The organism is Erythrobacter sp. Dej080120_24, assembly GCF_036322605.1.
Classification (GTDB): Bacteria; Pseudomonadota; Alphaproteobacteria; order Sphingomonadales; family Sphingomonadaceae; genus Erythrobacter; species Erythrobacter aurantius.
The window spans coordinates 1,840,305-1,863,071 of record NZ_AP027262.1 but is presented as its reverse complement, the minus strand read 5'-3'; the positions used below and the strand labels follow the sequence as shown (position 1 = coordinate 1,863,071).

The window sequence follows — 22,767 nt, the reverse complement described above, 5'->3', positions numbered from 1 at the left end:
TGACCTCAAAATCTGTACGCGAGCCCGATCAGCGGTCCTTGTATCGTGATATTCAGATCGACCGGAGAGCCTCCCCCGATGGCGGGGCTTTCGCGATCAACGCTAAGCGCCCTGTAAACCAGTTGGAGGGACAGATTGTCCGAAGCATCGTAGGATGCCCCGGCCGCAACGTTCCAGCTGAAATCGGACCCTACCCCGAAGCCGCCGATGTCGCCCTGTGCAATCAAACGCCAGTCAGAAGATACGGAGTGGAGGTAGCGCGCGCCGATAATCGGATCAATCCAGTCATCGCCTGTCCGGATGGTATCGTTGAAGAAGAATGTCTCAATTGCGACATCGACATCGGCGTTCCAATGCCGGATGCCCGCGTACGCATCGAGCGCGTGTTGATCGAAGTCGAACCGACGGACAATCGCGACTTCCGTGATGCCGGCATCAATATCCGCATCCACATCGCCGATCAGAATGTCCACCCCGGCACCAAGGTCTGCAAAAATGTGATCGACAGACAGCCCCCAGCCTGACTTGTGCCGAACTTCACCGCGAATGAGCCCGCCAAACTCGAACACGTCCAAGAGATCACCGGCATCGAGTTCGAACTGCAGCCCCTGAGCCCCGACACCGATGTCACCAGTAACGGTGGGAATCCAGACATAGGGACTTACGATGAAGGTAAGGTCATCCCCCTCGGATACCACGGCGCGGCGGGCAGAGGGCGCAGCCGCAGTCGCAGCCGCTTGCAGTGCCAGTGGCATTTCGTTGGGAGGCAGAACATCTGTCTCGCTCGAACCGGCTTCATGCGAGATCAATTCGAACCGAGGGCGGTTCTCTTCGCCAAGCCTCTCCTCTGATTGGGCAGCGGAAAGAGGTGCCGAAAAACCGGTGATGAAAAATAGGGCAAAAGACGATCTTGCCGCCATCCCGATAAATGGTGTTCGCACCTATTCGCTTCCTTCGATCAAGGCTTCCTGGTCGGTTCTGACCCAATGATAGCTCACGCTCTTTTGTTCGATCTTGAGCTCAAGTTGTTCGCCGACAAGTTTATAGCGGTCAAACGCCGCGAAATCTGCGATTACACGATCGCTGATGGAAGTGGGAGGACACAGCGCCTTTGTCACCCCCATATCGGTAATTGCTATTGATCCTTGGCCCGCTCCGCCATCTTCGACAACCTGCCAACGTCCGAATCCGCGATTGCAATCAAAGCGCATTGCGGCGCTGCCATCGGCACGGAAGAGCAGCGTATAAAGCCCTTCCTCTACCGCTTCAGACTGCGCATCCGCCGCTTGCCCTGCAGAGATTTCAGCCAGCACCCAACTGCTCTCGGCAAGTGAGAGCGGCGGTTCGCTGTCTGAAGCTTCATCGCCTTCAGCTACCGAATTGGTGCATGCCGAGGCTAGCATAAAGGTCATTGCCGTCACCAAAGAGGTAGGTTGCCAATTCATTTTGCGCACCATTCCAGCCGATATACCTGTGCCAGAAATGTCGCCCCAAGAGGCAGACTTGGGCAAGGGGCACTCTGCCCAATATGGGCTAGATACGCTTGATGTCAGGGTCGTACCGGCCAGACCTGAGAGCCAAGTCACCGCAATTCTCGAAGCGAAATCATGCCTTACTCAGAGGCTGGACTTCGAGAAATGCGCGCAAGTTCTTGCGCGCGGTGCAGAGGAACTCCCAGGCCGGAAAGGCCGAGTTCCAGCATGTCGCGCAGGGTCTGCGCGGCCTCCTCACGCGAAGGTCGGGTGTCGACCAGGTTGACCATCAGCACGTGGCACAGACCCAGCCAGTAAAGGACACCTGCACCGCGCGCCTCCGGGCGCAATAGCCCCATTTCAAGTGCCGCTTCGATATCCGCCCTCAGCCCACGATTAAGCGGGTGGCTCTGGCTCGTTGCTGGGGTTTGACTACGCAACAAAACCGTTGCGAGGCGGGGCTCCGTTTCGGCGAATGCGGCAGCAACGACCATCCCGCCAGCGATGCGCGCGACCGGATCGGCAACACCGGCATTCGCGCGTGCCACCCTCCCCTCGACCTCCTCACGGACTTCGGCGGCAACAGCCGCAGCAAAGTCCTGCTTGTCAGCGAAGTGATTGAAGAAACTGCCTTTTGCAACCCCCGCACGCGCAACGACATCGTCGATCGGGATCGCGTCGATGGGCCGATCAACCAGCAGATCAAGACCGGCGGCAATCAGCGAAGCACGGGTGCGCTGCGACCGGGGCGAAGGTGAGTTTGCAGTTGCCATGAAGCGGGCATACTTGACCAGATAGTCAATTTCAAGGATATTGACCAAATAGTCAGATACGAATCGGAGAGGGGACAATGGCAATCATCAAGGTCGAGGACATCGCGCATGTCCGTTTTGCCGCGCCCGACATCCAATTGATGCGCGAGTTTCTGGATGACTTTGGTCTTTCCTGCTTCGAAGACGGGGGACGCCTCTATGGCAAGGGAACGGACGGACGCCCATTCGTCCACGTGACCGAACCGGGACCGGCCAAGTTTCTTGCCGTTGGCCTCAGAGCCTCGAGGATCGCTGATCTCGAACGCCTCGCCGACCATGAGGGATTGACAGTCGAGCCTTTTCAAGAGCCCGGCGGCGGCATGGTGGTGCGCCTGACCGATCCCGACGGTTATTGCGTCGAAGTCGTTGCAGGCCAGACAACTCAAGCCCCCTCCACGCTTCTCGACCCCTTGTTCAACAGCGCCGCCGCCAAGCCTCGCTTGCGATCTGCGGTGCGCCTAACCTCGGCCCCCGCACACGTCCGCCGCATCGGCCATGCCGTGCTGAAGGTTCGCGACTTTCGCAAGTCGGAGGCATGGTGGAAGAAGCGTTTCGGTTTCCTGACGTCGGATGAAATCGAGGCCGCAAAAGGAGTCGCGCTGGGCGCGTTCATGCGCTGTGACAGGGGCGATCTCCCGTCCGATCATCACACCATCTTCCTCGCCCAATTGCCGGGAGACCTAGGCCTTTTGCACGCCGCCTTTGAAGTCGAAAACCTCGATGACCTTATGCTGGGCCACGACCATCTCAAGTCTCGCCAACGCGAGGCGGCGTGGGGCGTCGGCCGCCACATCATGGGCAGCCAGATCTTCGACTATTGGAAGGATCCATTCGGAAACGAACTGGAGCACTGGACCGACGGTGATCTCTTCACGGCCGATGACCCGCCCACGACTCAGACGATGCAGGCGCTGCTGGCCGTGCAATGGGGCAGCCCCCACCCGATGTTCAGCGGAAAGGTCGCTCCCCCGCCAAGTCTCGTCGCTTTTGTCACGGCCATGCAACTGCGCATCAAGCGTCTCTTCAGCAATTCATCCACGGAGCCCACCACATGAAACTCTGCACTTTTACTATCGATGACACGACAAAAACCGGGATCGTGGTGGGCGATCAGGTGATCGAAACCGGAGTGCCGGGCACAATGATCGACCTGATCCGCGACTGGGATTCTCTGAAGTCTGAACTCGAAGAAAGAGCTTCGCGCGGAGGGGGCATTCCCCTTTCCTCGGTCAAGCTGGAAGCGCCAGTACCCCGCCCAGGCAAGATCTTCGCGATCGGCCTCAACTACGCTGACCACATCGAGGAGTCCGGCCTTGGCACTCCGGAGCGGCAGGTCTGGTTCACAAAGGCCCAGACGAGCGTCAACGGGCCTTACGACCCGGTGCTGATCGCCCGCGGAACAGCTACCGCCGATTACGAGGCGGAACTGGTTGCAGTGATCGGAAAGGGCGGCAAGCACCTTGATGCATCAAAGGCACCAACAGCTATTTTCGGCTACTGCGTCGGCAATGACTTCACCGAGCGCATGTGGCAGCACGCCGTGCCGCAATGGTCGCTCGGAAAGAGCTTCGACACCCATGCGCCAATGGGTCCGTGGATCGTCACTGCTGACGAATTGGGCGACCCTCACGATCTCGGCATCCGCTGCTATGTCAATGGCGAGGAACGGCAGAATTCGAACACGCGCCATCTCGTCTACAATGTATGGCAACAGGTCGAGCACCTGTCGGTCGGCATGACGCTTGAGCCGGGCGACTGCCTGTTTACGGGCACACCCGGCGGGATCGGTGCGGCGATGGACCCGCGCCGCTTTTTGCAGCCCGGTGACGTTGTGCGCACCGAGATCGATCACCTCGGCCATATCGAGGGCACCATGGTCGCGGAAGATTGAGCCTTGTCACGCAAGTTTGACTACGACGTACTGATCATCGGTGGCGGCCCCACCGGGGTAACGCTGGCGAGCCTGCTCGCTAGGCGCGATGTCCGTGTCATGGTGGCGGAGAAGGAGGCTGAGATTTTCCCGCTCCCGCGGGCTGCCCATATCGACCACGAAGGCATGCGCATCCTGCAGGAAGCAGGAGCAGTCGAGGCAGTCATGGCAACCAGCCGCCGTGCAGATCGCTACGAGTTCCGCAATGCGAGAGGGAATCTGCTACTGTGTTTTGACGGAGCCGAAAAGATCGGCCCGGGCGGTTGGCCCGTCGCCAACATGATCCACCAGCCCTCTGTCGAAGCTGCACTCAGGTCAGCCCTCGCGGAACAACAGAACGCCGAATTGCGCAGCCAATGGGAAATGCTGTCCTTCGAGGATGATGGCGAAGGCGTCACCGCCAATTTCCTCACTCCCGACGGTGAACGCGTGGTTCGGGCACGCTACCTCGTGGGGGCCGATGGTGCGCGCAGCCCCGTTCGCAAGGCCTGCAACATTGCCTTTGAAGACCTGGGGTTCGAAGAACCGTGGTTGGTAGTCGATGTGATGGTCGACGATCCGTCACGCCTGCCCGGCGCCAACCTGCAGATTTGCGACCCCGCCCGGCCCACCACCTGCGTGCTTATGGGAGAGGGCCGGCATCGCTGGGAATTCATGATCCTGCCTGGTGAAAAGCCAGAAGAACTGAGCGAAGACAGTTCGATTGCACGCCTTCTCGCCCCGTGGAAAGTAAAGGGCGCTGTGCGGATCGAACGCAAGGCGGTCTACACGTTCCGCGCCCGGATCGCACAGGAATGGCGCAAGGGGCGGATCATGCTGGCGGGTGATGCAGCGCACCAGACGCCGCCGTTTGCAGGGCAAGGGCTTTGCTCCGGATTGCGCGATGCCTCCAACCTCGCATGGAAGCTTGCAGCCGTGATCCACGCGGAGGCTGACGATGCATTGCTTGATACCTATCAGCCCGAACGTGCGCCCAATCTGCGAGCGACAATCGACATGGCGATCATGATGGGACGGATGGTCTGCACAACCAGCCGGATTGGCGCGGCTATTCGCGACCTGAAATTCCGCCTTGCCCGAATGTTGGGCAAGCTGCCAGATGGCCCTCCCGCCTATCCGCCGATCAGCGCAGGCGCGGTCCGCGCCGGGTCGCCAGCAGCAGGCAGCTATTTTCCGCAACTTATTGCTAATGACGGCACGCGGCTGGACGACGTGCTTGGCTCCGACGCCTGGCTAATCAACCGCCATGATTGCGATCAGGGTCGGCTTTCGCCGTTTGCTTCCGATTTGCTGTCGTGGTTCGATTATCACTCGGCCGAAGCGGTGCTCGTTCGTCCTGATCGCCATGTTTTTGCGACAGGAAGTGCCGACCAGCTAAAGCTGGAGTGGAAAACCATCTCGGCGAAAGAACTTATGGAACGCCAATGAATGCCACCGCAGCGAACCTGATGAAGGAAGATTGTTGGTAGCGGAGGAGGGACATATAGAGAACAGTTAACCAATTGTAATAGTTCGATAAATCCTCTCAGCGCCATGATTATACCCCCAGCGATACCCCCATCTACTCGACTTTGCGCCAAGTTGTTGGGCTGGTGCGGTCAACCGCTTCGACGTTCGTAAACTGATCGACGGCGGACCATACAGACGGCAAAAACTGGGCCGCTTGCCGACTGTCCGCTGTTGGCGCGCACTATGTGCAAACCCGCCATTCGGCTAGCAACCCAATAGTCGTCGCCGAGCGTGTTCGCTAACAGGCGAGACGCGCTTCAGCCATATAGCCTGCTTCGAGCTGCGGTGCGAATACGCCCGGCCAAGCCTCTCAGATCACCCGCTGCGGAATAGGCGGCGGGCACTACCAGCAACGTCAAGAACGTGGAAGTGGTCAAGCCGCCGATGATGATGAAGCCCATTGAGTTGCGCCACTCAGCTGCATCCGACTGAGCAAGGGCGACCGGCAGCATGCCGAATATCGCCGCCAATGCGGTCATCAGAACGGGTCGCAACCGTTCCGGCGCTGCCTTGCGCATTGCCGAGGCGGGATCCATGCCTGCGTCCCGATACTGATTGGCGAGATCGACCAGAAGGATGCCGTTCTTCATCACAATCCCCATCAGTGCAATCATGCCGATCTGGGCAAACAGGCTCATTTCCTGCCCACCAGCCCACATGAGAAAATAGGCTCCTGAAAAGGAAAGTGGCGCTGTTAGCATGATGATTATCGGCTGCCCGAAGCTGTTAAATTGGCTTGCCAGCACGATGTAGAGCGCCACTATTGCCAGTGCGAATGCGAAGACAATTGCCTCTCCCGTCTCGGCCAATCTTCGCGCTGTGCCTTCAGTCTGGATCGAAAGTCCAGGCGGCGGCGGGTTAGACGCAAGAAGGTTCTCGACCTTCGTGACTGCGACGCTCAGCGCTACGCCGGGGGCTGTATTCGCCTGGACGGAAATCTGGCGCGATCGATCAATACGGTCGATCTCTGCGGCACTCAATGCCACCTCTACATCGGCGATTGCTGCCAAATCGACCAGCGTGCCCTGCCCGGTTCTGAGTGGCAGTGCCTGAACATCCGAGAGGTTCTGCCGGTTGATTTCGTCAAGGCGCACGCGGACATCATAGCGCCGCCCGTCGGCTTCGAAGGTTCCTGCATCACTGCCTCCGACTAGCGTGCGGGAGGCGGCGGCAAGACTGCGCGCCGATATGCCGAGGTCCGCTGCGCGGTCACGATCAAGCACAATCTGCAATTCGGGTCTGCCGCCCTCATAGGTTGAGCGGACGTCGACGAAGTCGGGTCGGGCGGCGAGTTCACCTTGTAGCCATTGAGCATAATCGTTGATTGCCGTGGTATCACTTCCGGTGATGATCAGCTCGATCGCAGCCTGCCCGACACCTCCGCCCGACACCCAGGGAACCTCCGCCACAGATACCTCGCGTGCTCCGACGACACCTTTATCGAGAGCGTCGCGCGCGAAGGTCATCAGGTCATCTTGCGACATGTCACGGCTCCGCTTGGGGGTAAGCCCGACATAGATATCGATTTCGTTGACCTTGGGATTGGTGCCGCTGCCCGCACTCGCAAACACCAGTTCGACTTCCGGGTTTTCGCGCAACACGACGTCAGCCTGCTGGGCTGCTTCGCGCGCTCCGGTGATCCCCGTGCTGAGCGGTAGCTTGACCGTCGCGAGAAATTCCGACCGGTCAGTGGTGGACATAAATGTGCTCGGCACAAGCGCTGCAAAAAATCCACCGACAAGAACGCTCGCCAGAGCGCCAGCAAGCACAACATACCGTCTGTCAACTGCCCAGCTGACGAGGCGTTCGTAGCGCAAGCGCATCCCGACATGAAATCGCTCTACGCGCCCCAGCCAGCCATCTTCCGGATGTTCCGGGCGCAGCAATCGGGCTGACAGGGCCGGCGTCAACGTGAAGGCAACCAGCATCGAAACGCTGACAGAAAACACGATCGCCAGTCCGTATTGGAAGAAGAATCGCCCGACTATCCCCTCCATGAATGCGATTGGAACAAATACCGCCAGCGTTGCAAATGTGCCAGCCAGCACCGCAAGTGCGACACGCTTGGTCGCCGCATGTGCCGCCTCGGTTGGATCAACACCGGCATCGACATCATTCTGGACTGCCTCGACCACCACAATGGCATCATCCACCAACAGACCAATCGCCACAGTGAGTGCCAGCAGGGTGATCATGTTGATGGTGAAATCAAATGCGGCGAATGCGACGAAGGTGGAAACGATCGAGGTTGGAATGGCGAGGAGAACGATGATCGTCGCGCGCCAGCTCAACAGGAACAGAAAGGTTACGGCGACCACCAGCAACACCGCGATGAAAAGATCGAACAGCACGTCCCCGATTGCCTGTTCGATGAAGCGCGATGTATCGCGTGCGATGACGAGTTCGACCCCACCGGGTGCGCTTGCACTTATATCATCGATTGCGGCGCGGATCTGCTCTGCGACTGCGACGGTGTTTTCACCACTTTGTTTGCGCACTTCGAGCACCACACCAGGCTTGCCATCGAGCTGCGCATAGCTGGTTTCATCTTCGACCGAATCCTCGACGCGGCCGACATCGCCGATACGGACGGTCTGGCCATTCGGGCGGTAGGCAATCGGAATCCTTGCAAATTCGGCTGCGCTCGCCGCTTCGGCGAGTGTGCGGATGCCGAATTGGCGTGTCCGCCCCTCCGTCACCAGTCTTCCGCCCGGAAGCTCTGCGTTTTCACGCTGGATTGCCGAGAGGACGTCGTCAGCCGTGATGCCGCGTGCGCGCATGGCGGACGCATCCAGCCAGATGCGCATTTCGCGCTCGCGCCCGCCAACCAGCTCGACCGAACCGACCCCGGGCACGCGCTGCAAGCGCTCCTTCACCTCCTCGTCCGCAAAGGTGGTCAGATCACGGATAGGCATATCGCCAGACAAGAGCACCGACAGGATAGGCGCAGCATCTGGATCGACTTTCTCGATCACCGGCGGCTCGGCGTCAGCGGGCAGGTCAGCGCCAAGTCGTGACATCTTGTCCCGGACCTCCTGCGCCATGAGGTCTGCGTCTTGCTCGAGCTCGAATTCGAGATTGACGATGCTCACCCCTTCGGCGCTGACAGAACGCATCTGTCGCAGGCCGGCGATGGTGTTGAGCTGCTCTTCGACGATATCGGTGACTTCTGTCTCGATCGTCCCAGGAGATGCCCCAGGCAGCGTGGTGGTCACCGACACGTAGGGGAATTCGACTTCGGGAAACAGATCGACTCCGAGGCGACCGAAGGAAACAAGGCCAAGCACGACGAGCGAGACTATAAGCATCGTCGCAAAGACCGGACGCCGGATCGAAACATCGGCCAGCCACATATTACTTCTCGCCGGTCGTGCGGCGCGGCTTTACCTGTTCGCCGTCGCGCAGGGTTGCCGGAGGATCGATGATCACTTCCTCGCCTGCGGTCAGGCCCGACCGGATCCGTACCCTGTCGAGGTCGATACTGTCGAACCTGACCTCGCGGCGCTGAGCCTTGCCATCACGGATAATGAAAAGATGGGCGGCGGAGCTGTCGCCGAGAATTGCTGTTCGGGGCAGAATGATGGCCGGTTCAGGGGGGATCTGTATCTCAGCCCGGGCCGCAAGGCCGGAGCTTATCCGGTAATTCGGATTGGCGATCGGCAGCCGCAATTCGACCATCCGGCTTTCGGGATCGACCCGGTCGTTGATGATGTAGACGATACTCTCGAACGGCGCGTCGAACCCCTCGATGAAAACGCGCGCTGGCATGTCTCTCCGCAGCACATCGACATATTCCTGCGGCGCGTTGACAATCGCTGCTACGGTGCCGAGCTCCTGCAATTGAAAAGCGGCCGACTGACCGCCTCCCGCGAAGCGATTGTTGAGATATACCCCCTCATCAACCAGGCGCGCGGTTACTACGCCGTCATAAGGCGCGCGTGTAATCGTATCGCTCAGGGCCTGCTGCGCGGTGCCGAGTGCGGCATTGGCTTGCGCCTTTTGCGCGCGCGCTACGACAAGCTCGGTCTCAACTGCATCGACCTGCGCTTTCGAAACGAACCCCCTCGGCGCAAGAGCGATCACGCGTTCATAGCGCCGTTCGGCTTCAACAGCTTGAGCGGTCGCGAGATCGACCGCAGCTTGTGCCTCTGCCACGTTCCGGTGATAGTCGGCTTGCCTGATGCGAAAGAGCGGTTGCCCGCGTTTCACCCTGTCGCCAACTTTCACAAAGATCCGCTCGACCGGACCTTCGGTGAGCGCTCCAATTGCACTGCTCTGTTTGGCGGCAATAGTTCCGAACGCCTTCACCGGTTCGTTGAGCAATTCGGTCTTGACGATCGAGGTCTGAACCTCACGCGGGCCTTGCGGCGCCTCTTTGGCAGCCTGGTCATCAGTTTCGCCGCCTGAACAGGCAGACAGCAAGAGGGCGACGGACACCAATGCGGGTACTAAGAGGCGAATTAGCATATGTAGGCGCCCCTGCCGCTGGCCAGGAGTTTATCGTCAGGGCCGAAAATGCGAGCTTCGGCGACACTTATCTGGCGCCCGATTTTGATAACCTGTCCACGCGCAACGAGCGGACCAGCGGTCGCGGGCCGATGATAATCGACCCTGAGATCGGCGGTAGCCTTGGCCCGCGTGCCCAGCATAAGCAAAGTGTAAAGCCCGGTGAGATCGATCAGCGCCGCAAGCACGCCGCCATGCGCCGCGCCAAGCACAGGGTTGGAGATGATTTCCGCGCGCCAAGGCATCGTGAGTTCAAGCCCGTCTTCCGAGCAGGATTGGATTTTCAGGCCGAGCCATTGATGGAAGGGCGCAATGTCCAGCATTTCTTGCAAGCGCGTCGGCTCAAGCACCATTGGCAGTCCGCTCATTGCCCCGATCCTGTCGGACCATGGTGGCGATTCAGAAAGCCGAGGATCGCACTCGAAAATGCATCATTGGCATCGCCCACCACCATATGGGTAGCGTCTGCGATGTCGGTATATTCTGCGTGGGGAGCGACCTGCCGCAGATGTGCAACGGCTTCTTCGGAAACAAGGTCGCTCGCCGCGCCGCGAATGAGATGGAGCGGGAGCGTCAGACTGGCCGCCGCCCTGCTGAGTTCCTGAAACTGATGCTCCTGATTTTCGGGATTGCTCCGTTTGGCCGCCATGATGTTGCGAATGAACGCTGGATCCCAGTGCCAGTAAAAGCGGCCATCATCCTTTTGCCGGAGATAATGGCGTAGACCAGCGCCAGCGCCGCGCTTCCCGCGATGTGGCATGTAGCGTGCGATGAAATCTGCCGCTTCATCGGGTGACGAAAAGCCGGTTTCGACATGCTGTTCCATGAAGCCCACCACCCGCATCACGCCGTCTGGCTCCACGCGCGGTGCAATATCCACCAATGTCAGCGACGCGAAGGTGCCTTGGGCAAGGTCACCCTCGGCGACCAGTCCGGCAAGGCCACCAAGCGATGCGCCGACCAGCGCGGGCTTGCGTTCCATTTGGGATGCGAGCGCGACAAGATCAGCTGCAAAGTCACGAATATCATAGGCCCCAGCATCTGACCACGCGCTGTCGCCATGGCCGCGCATGTCGAAGGCAATTGCGCAGAACCCGGCATCGGCAAGATCGCTCGTGACGCGCTTCCACGCTCTCCGGGTCTGCCCGCCTCCATGGGCGAGCAAGACCGGTATCGCCCCAGGCTCGCCGGTGATTTCGGCGGCGAGGGCTAAACCGTCGGCCCCTTTCATGCTGGTTGTATCAATCGCCATATGAATGGCACTACATTATAAGGCAGCTTACAGTAAATGGTTTTCTTTTTCGCCGGTGTTCGATATGTCTTGGGAGATGGCGACGCGACTGGACCAAGATGCCGACAGAGCCTCGGCGAACTTTCTGACCGATACGGATCGGCTCGTATTCCTGTTGGAGGAGGTCACGCGGCGCTTGCGGCGCTCCTTTGACACATCAGTCGAACAATTTGGACTTACCCGCACGCAATGGCGGGCACTGGCATATCTTTATCGAACACCGGGAATGACGCAGACCGAACTTGCCATGGAACTTGATCTGGAGCGAGCTAGCGTTGGTCAGGCGATTGACAGGCTCGAAGAACTGACCCTCGTAGAGCGGCGAAGTGCCAAGAACGATCGGCGCGTATGGCACATCCATCTCATGCCTGCAGCGGTCGAACTATTGCCCAAGCTCAGGGCTGAGGCCGACGCCGTCTATGGGCGGCTCCTTGCCGGAATTGAAAGCAAAGAGCTGGACCGCCTGAGTGCGACATTGGCCATGATGCAGGGCAATTTGGATCGCAATTAGCCTCAATGGATTTCCGATTCCTCCTTGGATGGTTCCCAAATCGAAAGTCTGAATTCTCCCCACTTTTAGCCACTCAGCCCTTTCGGGATTGACGTCCGCTTTTGGATACCGCCCGGATCGGCTCGAATGACCGATTGTGGGGCGCAAAGCGGTCATCTCAGGAGTGAAAAGGTAGTGCCTCCCCTGCCCCACGTCGGTCATTTCCGTTCGAATCCTCACGCGGGACTCGAACTCCACCGTTTGACCGGGACCTCTGCGATGTAATCGCCATGAAATGTCTTGAACAAGCCGTTGTCCTAGCGTCAAAATCTATCCTTCGGCTCGCATTCGCGGGTGGGGGTATCACCTAACTCACCCACAGCGGGAAATACCGCCAAAATACCCCCACAAAGGCACCGGCTTCAAGCGAACACATGCGGACGCATACGGACACAAGCGCACTGGCGTGGTAGCACATCAGCTATCGAAATCAGGGATTTGGGTCGAAAATCCGGACGCATACGGACCCAAGCGAACCTATGCGGACACTAAGTCCTGGTAGCGGAGGAGGGACTTATACGGAACTCATAACTATTTGAATTTCAATGCAAATCCCAAATCACCACGGGAAAATACCCCCAGCGATACCCCCAGAAGTTGGACTTCGCGCCAATTCGTTTTGCGCGTCGGTCGAATTGAGTTCTCGGCGAAAACTGAATACCGAAAAATGCGGAAACTAGGGTTCCATGCGGCAAAAGTGCTGCGCGCGCCGGAGGGTTCAGGTGACTGGACCGCATTAGCAAATCCACGAAATAAGTGCCTTCGCGAAGGGTCCCGCGAGATTGCGCACTACTCCAAGCTCGCAGCCAGAGTTTCGAACCCCTTCGCGTAATCCTCCTTGTAGTCCTGAACGACCTGGCCCGCTGAGGTCACTTCCTTAACCAGACCCACGCCTTGGCCGACGAAATAGGAGCACAGCTCCTGCGCCTGGGCGTTGCCGTTAATTGCAGCCTTATCGATTGCACGAAGAGCGGGTTCAGACAGCAACATCATCAGAGGCATCGGCAGTGCGGGCAATCCAGCCTCCTCCCAGAGCGCATGCCAGCCTGATCGCAATTGCCTGCTGAACTTGCCAGTCCGGTGCTTGGAGCGGATCGTGTCTCGGGAACTCGCTGCGACCATCTTTTCGCGGAAGATCTCATTCGTTTCGGCCTCGGTGGTCGCCAGCCAGACGCTGCCGCACCACGCGCCTGCTGCACCCATCGCCATCATTCCGGCCATCTGGCGACCGTTCATTATCCCGCCTGCCGCGAGAACCGGAATGTCCGCTCCGGCTTCTTCAATCGCCTGAAGTACTTCCGGGATGAGGACGATGGTCGAAACTTCACCGCAATGCCCACCGCCCTCGCCTCCTTGAGCGACGATGATGTCGACACCTGCCTCGACCTGCTTGAGCGCATGTTCCTTTGCGCCGACGAGCGCAGCGACAGGAATGGAGTGTTTCTTCCCAGCCTCGATCATCTCAGGCGGCGCGGTGCCCAAAGCGCTGGCCATCAAGCGGATCGGATGATTGAAACTGACTTCAAGCAATTCCTGGCCGAGCGAGGTGTTAGGGCGTTTGGAACCTCCGAAGGGTGTTGCAGCGCTCTCGTCGATGTTGCAATCGCGCAGGATCTTTCGCGTGAAATCGCGATATAGAGCGGGGATCATTGCGACAACCTCATCGGCTGTCACCTGTTTCTCAACCGCCTGCACTTCTGGAATGAGAACATCGACGCCGTATGGCCTGCCATCGACGTGGTCGTCGATCCACGCCAATTCCGTCTCCAGTTCTTCGGGGGAAAAGCTGACTGCACCAAGGACGCCAAAGCCTCCCGCTCGGCTGACAGCCGCAACTACGTCCCGACAATGCGAGAACGCAAAGAGTGGAAATTCGCATCCCACCAACTCTGTCATGCGGAACTGCATAGCTTCTTCCTTTGAGGTTGATTGTGTGACGCGCTGGTCGAAAAAATAAGGGGACGGTTCGCAGGAACCGCCCCCAGTGGTGCTCAATTGGAGAGGAGCACGATTCAGAATTTACCGCGGAGCGTCACCCCGTACATGCGCGGTTCCTGCGTAAAGGCCGAACGGGCGGTGTATCCGGGGCTGCCACGGAGCAACGTGTTGAACGTGACACCGCGTGTGATCTCGTCGGTCAGGTTGGTAACCCACGCCTCTATCCCCCAGGCTTCGTCAATATCACCGATTCCGGCGCGCAGGTTGATCTTCACATTGCCGTCCTGGACATCGAACGGAAGGAGCGGGGTCGAGCCCAGTTCGGCAGCCGTGCGCGGCACGGCGCTCGCCTGCGTAGTGGTGCGACGATCACTTTCCGAACGAAGCTGCCCATTGACGAACCAACTGAGTGAGTTCCCGATCTCGTTGCGGTAGGTGGCACCAAGGATAGTCACGAATTCAGGTGCGTTGGTCAACTGGTTGCCACAGAGATTGCGCACCGTAAGCGAAGCCGTGTCAGGAGCACAATCTCCCGGGTATTTGGCGTCGGTATAGGTCAGTCCCGCGTTGATCGTCAGGTTCTGATCCGGTCGGATTTGGGTTTCGAGTTCGAAACCCTTCGATTCAACCTTGGGCACGTTGAACGTGTTGAACTGCGCACCTGTGAATTCCAGGACCTGGAAATTCTCGAAGTCCTGATAGAACAATGCGAGGTTGGCCGTCACCGCGTCATCGAGCAATCTGGCCTTGATGCCGACCTCGTAAGCATCGACCTCTTCAGATGCGAACCTCGGGTCAGCACCGCCGGAAGCAGCGGTCGAGTCAAGGTTGAACCCCCCCGATTTGTAGCCATGGGTGAAGCTCGCATAGACATTAACCGGGGCCAGGAACTCGTATCCAAGCTTCACGGTGTAAATGAGCTCCTCGTCACTAAACGTGTCGTCGAAGGTCCGCGGAAGCGGAAGTACGGCGGATTGCGGCAGGTCCGCCGGTGCGACGAAGGCAAAGCACGCGGTACCGATGACAGTCGGGCGCAAAGCTGCAGGAACACCAGCCAGGCGGGCCAGAGTGCCGGTGCACAGGGGGTTGTTGACGGAGGGCTGCGAGAAGCTGCCGTCCTTGCTCTCATCCGACCAACGGGCTCCCAAAGTGAGATTGAGCGAGTCGGTGATGTCGAAGGTGTTATGCGTAAAGATCGACCAGCTTGTGCTGTCTTGCGAGTACGCGTTGGTCGCGCGGACAACCGACGGATCGATGCCACCGGACAAGATGGTCAGCGGGTTAGCGCCAAAAACGCCACCCGTTGGTGCGAGCAGCAGAGCACCGATCAGTTCGCCGTAATCTTCGCCGAGCCCGAAATTGACCGTCTGATCAATCTTTTCATCTGAATAGTAGCCGCCAACCATCCACTGCAGTCGACCCGCGTCGCCCTGTAGGCGAAGTTCATGGGTCATGGTGTCGATTTCGGTATTGCTGCCTGGCAGGACGTTGAAGACGTCCAGGCCCGAAAAGTCTGAGTCGTAGCTTTCCGAGTTATTATACTGACGGTAGGAACCGATGTAGACGAGATCGATCGCATCGCTGATCGGAAACTCGAGTTCCGCAACGACGCCCCATTGGTCCGAGTCGGCGAGATGCAGGGTGTCCGCGCTTGCGATCTGGTTGTCGGTTGCCGCCTGCGCCGAGGTCACATCGAATGGATCGGTTGCTCTGACAGGTGCCCCCATTCCGCCCCGGGCTCCCAGACCGACGGCTGCAAACAAGCCGTTCGTTTCGACCGGACTTGCCAGCAATTCGACTGCGCCGCAGCAATCGCCCTGGCTTTTCGAATAATCGCCAATGATCCGGCCGCGGAAGCCGCTGTCGGTTTCCCAACCGATCTGGCCACGTACGAGAAACTGGTCGGTCTCATTGGTTTCTTCAAGGAAGTTTCCAGCTCCGTCGACAACCGTCACGAAACCGTCGCGCTTGCGCCAGGCACCGGTCAGTCGCGCTGCAACTGTGCCTGGTACAATCGGTACATTGACCGCACCTTGGAGGTTCATGTGATCGTAGTTGCCGTAGGTCGCATTTACGAAACCGCCGAACTCGTCGAGATCCGGCCGACGGTTAATGATGTTGAGCGCACCGGCCGACGTGTTGCGGCCGAAAAGAGTGCCTTGCGGGCCGCGTAGGATCTCGACGCGCTCGACATCCACGAACTCGCTCAGCGCAATGCCGGGACGCGACTGATACGCGCCATCGATGAAGATACCGACAGCGCTTTCGAACCCGATATTGTTCGAGGTCGTCCCGATACCGCGAATACGCAATACCACGGTGCCAGAGGAGTTCTGAGCCTGCGATGTAGAGAAGCTCGGTGAAACAGACGTAATGTTCTGGACGTTCACGACACCCTGCTGTTCGAGCTGGGCGGGACCTACAGCCGTCACCGCGAGCGGGATATCCTGTACATCCTGCGCGCGCTTGGTTGCAGTCACGATGATGACGTTATCGTCGAGCGCCTCTTCGGCGGCATCAATCTCAGCATCCTGCGCGAACACCGGGGTCGAGAGAATGGTGCTACACAGGGCTGCCACTGCGAGTCTATTACGTTGGATCACTGATTTCCTCCCATTAAGAACCCGCAAGTCGGGCTGTTTGTATTGTATCTGCTCGATGTTTCGCGCCTTACCATTCGCGTGCGGGCCTGGTCAGAACCTCCCTGACAAGCATCAGGAACGTTCTGCGGATCATCCAGGATGTGACGATTTGTGAGTGCGAATCGATTGGAGCTACAACACCCGGCTCAAACTGTGCCGAGATCGCGATAAGGTAGCTCGCGACTGCATCGAGATCCTTGACGGGCCACTTCGATCCTGCCGCTTGCAATGCAGTCACATAACGGTTGACGGTTTCATCATGATGCCAGTCGATGAGACGCTGCATCTCGTCATCGTCTTCGGCCGCACGGTGCAGTTCGACATCGAAGCGCGACCAGAGCGACTCTTTTCTAACGCGTTCAAGATATCGATCGATGAACAGCGAAACGGGATCATCTTGGCTCATCGATCCGTAGGTTTCGTCGAATATTTCTAACCTTAGAGCCAGGCGCTCCTTGAGCAACTGGTGCAGCATCGCGTGCTTGCTTGGGAAGTAGTCGTAGATGGTTCCAATGCCCACTTCCGACTCTGCCGCGACGTTGCGCATCGTGAGTTTGGAATAGCCGAATTTCTCAAGCGCAGACTTGGCGCCCTGAATCGCCTTCGCGCGACTCTCGATCGAACGCTCCTGCGTCGGCACGCGGCGGCGCCGAACCTTCACCCCATCAGAGGTCGCAAGCGATACCGGTTTCTTGCCCATCGAGAATCTCTCTTGACGCTTCACATTCGATGTGCGCAAAATACGAACAATCGTTCGGATTTGTAAAGAGGGAAAATCACAATGACCTCAATCAAGGGATTCTCGACATGAGCGCGATCGCGGATGAAGACCGCGAAGCTATCCGAGAAAGCCTGTCTCGATTCCTCGGGGCGGAGGCCGACGAAGCCAAATTGCGCTGCGGGATGGAAGCCAGCCGCGGCTATGATTCGGCAGTTTGGCAGCAGCTGGCCGAAATGGGGCTGCTTGGAGTAGCCGCGAATGAAGACAGCGGCGGCATTGGCGGTGGTGCAATCGACATCGCGATGGTCGCAGAAGAACTCGGTCGGTCGCTACTCCCGGTGCCTTTCATCGAATCAGCCGTAATTGCGTCGACACTAATCGAGGCCAGTGCGGCAAGTGACGGTACGAACGATCTACTTGCTCGGATCATCGAAGGCACGACCACGGTGGGCATTGGCGGGAATGCGGGTTTCGTTCCCTACCGCGATCAGAACAACAGCCTGACAGTCAGTGCCGACGGAAAGATCTCCGGCGAAGTATCGCTTGTCCTGCATGGGGCATCGGCAAATTCACTACTTCTTGCCTTCGATGAAGGTGGTCAGACCAGGACAGTATTGATCAAGCAGGGCAGCGATTACGTGGTCGAAGCCATGCAAGCGAATGACCCGGCGCTGCGGCCCGCGAAGATCAGGCTAGGCGGTGCCGAATGCATCGAACTGACCGGACTGAGTACCGATGATCTGGAGCTTGCGCGATTGCGCGCCGTCGCCGCTCTTGCAGCTCAGCAAGCGGGCGCTGCGCGAGCGATCTTCGAGATCACCATCGAGTACCTCAACACACGCTACCAATTCGGCCGCCCGATCGGATCGTTCCAGGCACTGAAGCACATGGCGGCGGACCTGCTGGTAGAGGTCGAGTCCGCAACCAGCGCGGCGCGTGCTGCGGCACTGGCGCTTGATGCTGGCAGCCCAAACGCCGCCCGCACCGTGGCGCTGGCTGGATTTGTCTGCACTGACGCCTTCCGTGAAGTTTCAGCGCAAGCGATCCAGATGCATGGCGGCATCGCCTACACGCGCGAACATGTGGCGCACCTTTATTGGCGCAGAGCGAGAGCCATGCTGCCGATGCTCGGCGATTCCAACTTGCACCGCGAAGCCTACCTCCAGGCATGGGAGAAGAGCGCATGACCCAGCTCCAGCGCGATACCTCACCCCAGGACCTTTCTGCATCGGTCCTCGAATGGCTCGATGAAAATTGGGACAGCGAGAACCGTCGTCCTAAAGGCGCGACCGAGTATGACGAAAAGGCCTGGCTCCAGCAGGTGCTCGACGCAGGCTTCGCCGTGCCGTCATGGCCCGAAGAATGGTTCGGCCTTGGCCTCACGCCCATGCAGAGCGGCATCATTGAGAAGACATTTGCCAGCCGCAAGGCTCCGGGCGCAGGGCGCGACCGCTATCACCTTGGCGCAATCACGGTGTTCAAGGCGGGGAGCGAAGAGCTCAAGCGCGAGATGCTGCCCAAGCTGCTGACAGGTCCGATCTGCTGCCTGCTCTATTCCGAACCCAACGCTGGTTCAGACCTCGCCGGTATCCGTACCAAAGCCGAGCGCGATGGCGACGAGTTCGTCATAAATGGCCAGAAAATCTGGACCTCGAACGCGCAGGAAGCCGAATATGGCATGCTGCTGACCCGGACCGACTGGGACGTGGCCAAACACCGAGGGATCACCTTCTTCCTCTTTCCGATGAAGCAGGACGGCGTCGATATCCGCGCGATCAATCAGATCACCGGTGAATCCGAGTTCAACGAAGTCTTTATCGAGGACGCCCGGGTGCCCGAGCGCTTTATAATCGGCTCGGAGAACGAGGGGTGGAAGTCCTTCCAGACGGCTATTTCCTATGAACGCCTGATCATGGGCCAAGGGATAACCGAGCGGGGTCGAGGTTCGGCCAACGAAGGGCGACATCCGTTGATCGAACTCGCGCAGAAGGTCGGGCAATTGCACGACCCCGTCATGCGCCAGCGGATCGCGCAAGCACTGGCATATCGCGAGGTCAACAATCTCAACAACGCGCGCGCGAAGGAAGAGATGCTGGCAACCGGGACGTCTTCGCTGATGTCGCTCAGCAAGCTAGCCATGTCGCGTATCCAGCATGGCGAAGCGGCCATCGCAACCGACTTGCTTGGCGCTCAGTGCATTCTCGACGGGCCGGACAATCCGCTCGCCGCGAACGCCAATTTCGATGCTGCGAAAGCCTACATGAATTCGATCGGCGGCGGCACCGACCAGATCCAGCGCAACATCATAGCCGAGAAGGTTCTCGGCCTGCCCAAAGAGCCCGATGCCGACAAGGGCATAGCCTTCCGCGAGGTCAAATCGGGCGCAAATTGAAGATAAAGGCGGAGCCCCCTCCGCCCCTGCGAATTGGAGAGCGAAACGTGAGCAACAACAAGGAATGGCACCTGGCCAATGTCTGGGAAAGCGTCGCAGACGCCATGCCGGACGAAGCGGCAGTCACACTGGGCGATCGCACCATCAGCTGGCGCGAATATGATGAGCGCGCGGCGCGGCTCGCGAAGGTTCTTATCGACGGGGGCCTCAAGCCAGGCGCGAAGGTCGCGATCTACTCTTACAATTCGATTGAATATCTTGAAGCGCAATATGCCGCCTTCAAAGCGCGACTGGTGCCGATCAACGTCAACTACCGCTATCTCGAGGGCGAGCTCGCGCACGTTTTCAACAATTCCGACAGTGAGGCGATTGTTTTCCAGGCGAGCTTCGCCCCGCGTATTGCGGCGATCCGCGATCAGCTTGAGAGTGCCAAGCTCTTCGTCGAAATCGACGACGGCAGCGGCGAGCATCTCGACGGCGCCCTTCGCTACGAAGAAGCAATCGCCGACGTCGAACCAATGGAGCGCATCGAACGCTCGGGTGACGACATTTACATGCTCTACACCGGCGGCACCACCGGCTTGCCCAAGGGCGTGATGTACGATCATCGCACTTTCACTACCGCGCTCATTGGCAAGGCGATGATGCTGCGCGAATTGCCTTTCCCTGAAACGCCCGACGGCCTCGGCCCGGTGATCAAGGGGCTGGCAGCAGCCGGCTTCCGACCAAAGTCGCTACCCTCGTGCCCGTTGATGCACGGTACCGGCATGTGGGTCGGCGTGACCATCCCGCATTCGCTGGGCGGCCATATCGTTCTCGAAGATAACCGGTCTTTCGATCCGGACGGTTTGTTGCAGCTCATCCAGGACAGCAAGGCTCGCGAGATCGTGATCGTCGGCGATGTCTTCGCCAAGCCGATGATCAAGGCGCTTCACGCGGCGAAGGGTCGCAGCGAGCCATACGACTTGTCGAACCTGATGATGATCAATTCTTCGGGCGTGATGTTTTCCGCTGAAGCCAAGCAAGGCCTGCTGGAATTCGCCGATGTGACGATTTTCGACAGCATGGGGTCGACCGAAGGCAGCATGGGCACCTCGATCTCGAACCGCGAAACCATTGGCGGTTCGCAGACGGGCAAGTTCCAGCTTTCTCCAACGACCAAGATCTTCACCGAGGACGGGCGCGAGGTCGAACCTGGTTCGGGCGAAGTCGGCCTGATCTGCAATGGCGGCATGGTGCCGATCGGATATTACAAGGACGAGAAGAAGAGCGCTGAGACCTTCAAGACCATCAATGGTGTGCGCTATTCGGTTCCCGGCGACTTTGCGACGCTGGAGGCGGACGGCACGATCACCCTGCTCGGTCGCGGCTCGGGCTGCATTAACAGCGGCGGCGAGAAGATCTTCCCCGAAGAAGTCGAGGAAGCGATCAAGTCGCATGACCAGATTGTCGACTGTCTGGTGGTCGGCGTGCCCGACGACCGTTTCGGCGAATGCGTAACTGCCGTCTTTTCGACTGACGGCGGGGGCGAGATCGCCGATGCCGACATGAAGTCGCATGTTCGCAGCAAACTCGCCGATTACAAGGCGCCGCGTCACTATGTGAAGGTCGACCGGGTGCCGCGCGCCGATAATGGCAAGGCCGATTACAAGACTGCCAAGTCGCTCGCCCTGACCCAACTCGGCCTCGACTGAGCCCCAAGTTCCGGAGTATACCGATGAAAAGCACCCTCGCCGCTCTCGCAATGGGCTCGCTCACGCTGACAAGCTGCGCCACATACAGTGCGCCGGAGCCAAAGCCGTATGACCGCTTCACCGTCGGAGACAGCTATCTGTCGGACTTCTATGTGTTCGATGAAGCCGTCCCGAACGAACCGGGCAAACTCCTTCGACAGGAGCAGCTCGGTGAAAAGCAAGAGCTTGCGCAGGCCAGCACCAATATCCGACTGCTCTACACCTCGACAAATGGATTGACGGGCGAAGGCACTTTGCCGGTCTCGGGTGTCTTGTTCCTACCTAAGGGCGAAGCACCTGAAGGTGGCTGGCCGCTGATGGCATGGACACATGGCACAGTTGGCGTGGCCGACGTCTGCGCGCCCTCGTGGAACGGCAGGCAGGCGCAGGACGAGGAGTATCTGAATCGCTATCTTGCGCGTGGATATGCGGTGGTCGCCTCCGACTACCAAGGGCTCGGCACCAAAGGTACCCACCCCTATCTGCACACGCGCGCCGCAGCCTACAGCAATCTCGACATCATCCGCGCGGTCCAGGGCGCCGGTTTCCCGGTTTCGGACCGCACTGTCCTGTTCGGCCAATCCCAGGGCGCTGGCGCTGCCATCGCCACGGCCGACTACGCCCCTGACTATGCCCCAGAGATCCAACTCGTAGGTGTAGTCGCAACCGGCGCCCCCTATTTCACGCCTGCGGCCCTCGACGCGCTCGATCGTATTCGCAAGCCCGACGATGTCGATCCGATGCTGGGCTACACATTTCTCGCGATGACGCTGGCGCAGCAGGTCGATCCATCCTTCACCATGCGCAACTATGTTACCGATGCTGCATGGCCTGTTGCCGAGCGGGTTGACGACACCTGCTACGCCGAGATCAAGCAGATGGTGACCGAAGCGCAGCTTTCGCGTGCCAACAGCTTCGCCCAGAATCCGCGCGAGGGCCTGCGCACAGCCTTTGCCGCAATGGGCTACCCCGACCTCAAGCTTTCTGCTCCGGTCTTCTTCGGAACCGGTGGGCAGGACAAGGATACGCCCCCGCGCATGCAGGCGGGCCTGGTCATGGCATTGTGCCGCGCGGGAAGCACGGTCCACTCGAAACTCTATCCGTCACTCGACCATCGCGGCGTGGTCTTGCCATCCACGGCGGATTCTATCCCCTTTGTAGAAGCTGCATTCGCCGGAGAAGAGATCGCCGGCAATTGCGACGACCTGCCGTTCAAACCGCGCTGATCGGAGCCTATCGGAATGACTGATCGGAGGGACTCTTTCCCCGTA

The 22,767-nt window shown here is 59.1% G+C and carries 18 protein-coding genes; 8 read left to right on the top strand and 10 right to left on the bottom strand.

Annotated elements, in window-relative coordinates:
• Nucleotides 1–5: 5 nt before the first annotated feature.
• The 3 genes from AABA34_RS08920 to AABA34_RS08910 all read right to left on the bottom strand — a co-directional run bounded on the left by AABA34_RS08920 (nt 6) and on the right by AABA34_RS08910 (nt 2,245).
• Nucleotides 6–941: an outer membrane protein gene (locus AABA34_RS08920; RefSeq protein ID WP_338302331.1), complete on the bottom strand. Its 936-nt coding sequence runs from the start codon at nt 939–941 to the stop codon at nt 6–8.
• Nucleotides 942–1,511 carry an META domain-containing protein gene (locus AABA34_RS08915; protein WP_338302330.1) on the bottom strand — a complete coding sequence of 190 codons (570 nt, stop codon included), beginning with the start codon at nt 1,509–1,511 and terminating at the stop codon, nt 942–944. It abuts the gene before it with no gap.
• A gap of 101 nt (nt 1,512–1,612) precedes the next feature.
• Nucleotides 1,613–2,245 carry a TetR/AcrR family transcriptional regulator gene (locus AABA34_RS08910; protein WP_338302329.1) on the bottom strand — a complete coding sequence of 211 codons (633 nt, stop codon included), beginning with the start codon at nt 2,243–2,245 and terminating at the stop codon, nt 1,613–1,615.
• A 77-nt stretch (nt 2,246–2,322) separates the two neighbouring features.
• Between AABA34_RS08910 and AABA34_RS08905 the strand changes: the two genes are divergently transcribed.
• Genes AABA34_RS08905 through mhpA form a run of 3 tightly spaced genes read left to right on the top strand, consistent with a single transcriptional unit; the run spans nt 2,323 to nt 5,642 of the window.
• Nucleotides 2,323–3,339 carry a VOC family protein gene (locus tag AABA34_RS08905; RefSeq protein ID WP_338302328.1) on the top strand — a complete coding sequence of 339 codons (1,017 nt, stop codon included), beginning with the start codon at nt 2,323–2,325 and terminating at the stop codon, nt 3,337–3,339.
• A complete protein-coding gene (locus AABA34_RS08900; RefSeq protein WP_338302327.1) occupies nt 3,336–4,175 on the top strand; it encodes a fumarylacetoacetate hydrolase family protein in 840 nt (279 codons plus the stop codon). The genes AABA34_RS08905 and AABA34_RS08900 overlap by 4 nt, the downstream gene beginning before the upstream one ends.
• 3 nt (nt 4,176–4,178) lie before the next feature.
• Entirely contained in the window at nt 4,179–5,642 is a 1,464-nt protein-coding gene (mhpA, locus tag AABA34_RS08895; protein WP_338302326.1) for a bifunctional 3-(3-hydroxy-phenyl)propionate/3-hydroxycinnamic acid hydroxylase MhpA, read from the top strand.
• Between the two features lie 338 nt (nt 5,643–5,980).
• On the opposite strand, the gene AABA34_RS08890 is transcribed toward mhpA, so the two are convergent.
• The 4 genes from AABA34_RS08890 to AABA34_RS08875 are packed head-to-tail and all read right to left on the bottom strand — an operon-like array spanning nt 5,981 to nt 11,481.
• A complete protein-coding gene (locus tag AABA34_RS08890; protein ID WP_338302325.1) occupies nt 5,981–9,076 on the bottom strand; it encodes an efflux RND transporter permease subunit in 3,096 nt (1,031 codons plus the stop codon).
• 1 nt (nt 9,077) lies between these two features.
• Complete coding sequence (locus AABA34_RS08885; RefSeq protein ID WP_338302324.1) at nt 9,078–10,190, bottom strand: efflux RND transporter periplasmic adaptor subunit; 1,113 nt, start codon at nt 10,188–10,190, stop codon at nt 9,078–9,080.
• Nucleotides 10,184–10,597, bottom strand: coding sequence for a hotdog fold thioesterase (locus AABA34_RS08880; protein ID WP_338302323.1), 414 nt, complete (start codon nt 10,595–10,597; stop codon nt 10,184–10,186). Before AABA34_RS08880 ends, AABA34_RS08885 begins: the two co-directional genes overlap by 7 nt.
• Nucleotides 10,594–11,481: an alpha/beta fold hydrolase gene (locus AABA34_RS08875; RefSeq protein ID WP_338302322.1), complete on the bottom strand. Its 888-nt coding sequence runs from the start codon at nt 11,479–11,481 to the stop codon at nt 10,594–10,596. The genes AABA34_RS08880 and AABA34_RS08875 overlap by 4 nt, the downstream gene beginning before the upstream one ends.
• 4 nt (nt 11,482–11,485) lie before the next feature.
• On the opposite strand from AABA34_RS08875, the gene AABA34_RS08870 reads away from it, so the two are divergent.
• Nucleotides 11,486–12,031 carry a MarR family winged helix-turn-helix transcriptional regulator gene (locus tag AABA34_RS08870; RefSeq protein WP_338302321.1) on the top strand — a complete coding sequence of 182 codons (546 nt, stop codon included), beginning with the start codon at nt 11,486–11,488 and terminating at the stop codon, nt 12,029–12,031.
• Between the two features lie 828 nt (nt 12,032–12,859).
• Here AABA34_RS08870 and AABA34_RS08865 read toward each other — a convergent pair.
• The 3 genes from AABA34_RS08865 to AABA34_RS08855 all read right to left on the bottom strand — a co-directional run bounded on the left by AABA34_RS08865 (nt 12,860) and on the right by AABA34_RS08855 (nt 17,350).
• Nucleotides 12,860–13,966, bottom strand: a complete 1,107-nt coding sequence (locus AABA34_RS08865; RefSeq protein WP_338302320.1) for an NAD(P)H-dependent flavin oxidoreductase — start codon at nt 13,964–13,966, stop codon at nt 12,860–12,862.
• A 116-nt stretch (nt 13,967–14,082) separates the two neighbouring features.
• Nucleotides 14,083–16,587: a TonB-dependent receptor gene (locus AABA34_RS08860; RefSeq protein WP_338302319.1), complete on the bottom strand. Its 2,505-nt coding sequence runs from the start codon at nt 16,585–16,587 to the stop codon at nt 14,083–14,085.
• Nucleotides 16,588–16,678: 91 nt separating this feature from the next.
• Nucleotides 16,679–17,350, bottom strand: coding sequence for a TetR/AcrR family transcriptional regulator (locus AABA34_RS08855; protein ID WP_338302318.1), 672 nt, complete (start codon nt 17,348–17,350; stop codon nt 16,679–16,681).
• Nucleotides 17,351–17,457: 107 nt separating this feature from the next.
• Between AABA34_RS08855 and AABA34_RS08850 the strand changes: the two genes are divergently transcribed.
• From AABA34_RS08850 to AABA34_RS08835, 4 genes are read left to right on the top strand one after another with little or no spacing between them, the layout of a single operon-like run.
• Nucleotides 17,458–18,558 (top strand): acyl-CoA dehydrogenase, encoded by a 1,101-nt coding sequence (locus AABA34_RS08850; RefSeq protein WP_338302317.1) that lies wholly within the window; start codon nt 17,458–17,460, stop codon nt 18,556–18,558.
• A complete protein-coding gene (locus tag AABA34_RS08845) occupies nt 18,555–19,763 on the top strand; it encodes an acyl-CoA dehydrogenase family protein (protein ID WP_338302316.1) in 1,209 nt (402 codons plus the stop codon). The genes AABA34_RS08850 and AABA34_RS08845 overlap by 4 nt, the downstream gene beginning before the upstream one ends.
• Nucleotides 19,764–19,810: 47 nt before the next feature.
• A complete protein-coding gene (locus tag AABA34_RS08840; protein ID WP_338302315.1) occupies nt 19,811–21,457 on the top strand; it encodes an acyl-CoA synthetase in 1,647 nt (548 codons plus the stop codon).
• A gap of 23 nt (nt 21,458–21,480) precedes the next feature.
• On the top strand, nt 21,481–22,722 hold the full coding sequence (locus AABA34_RS08835; protein WP_338302314.1) for an alpha/beta fold hydrolase: 1,242 nt from the start codon (nt 21,481–21,483) through the stop codon (nt 22,720–22,722).
• Nucleotides 22,723–22,767: the final 45 nt, after the last annotated feature.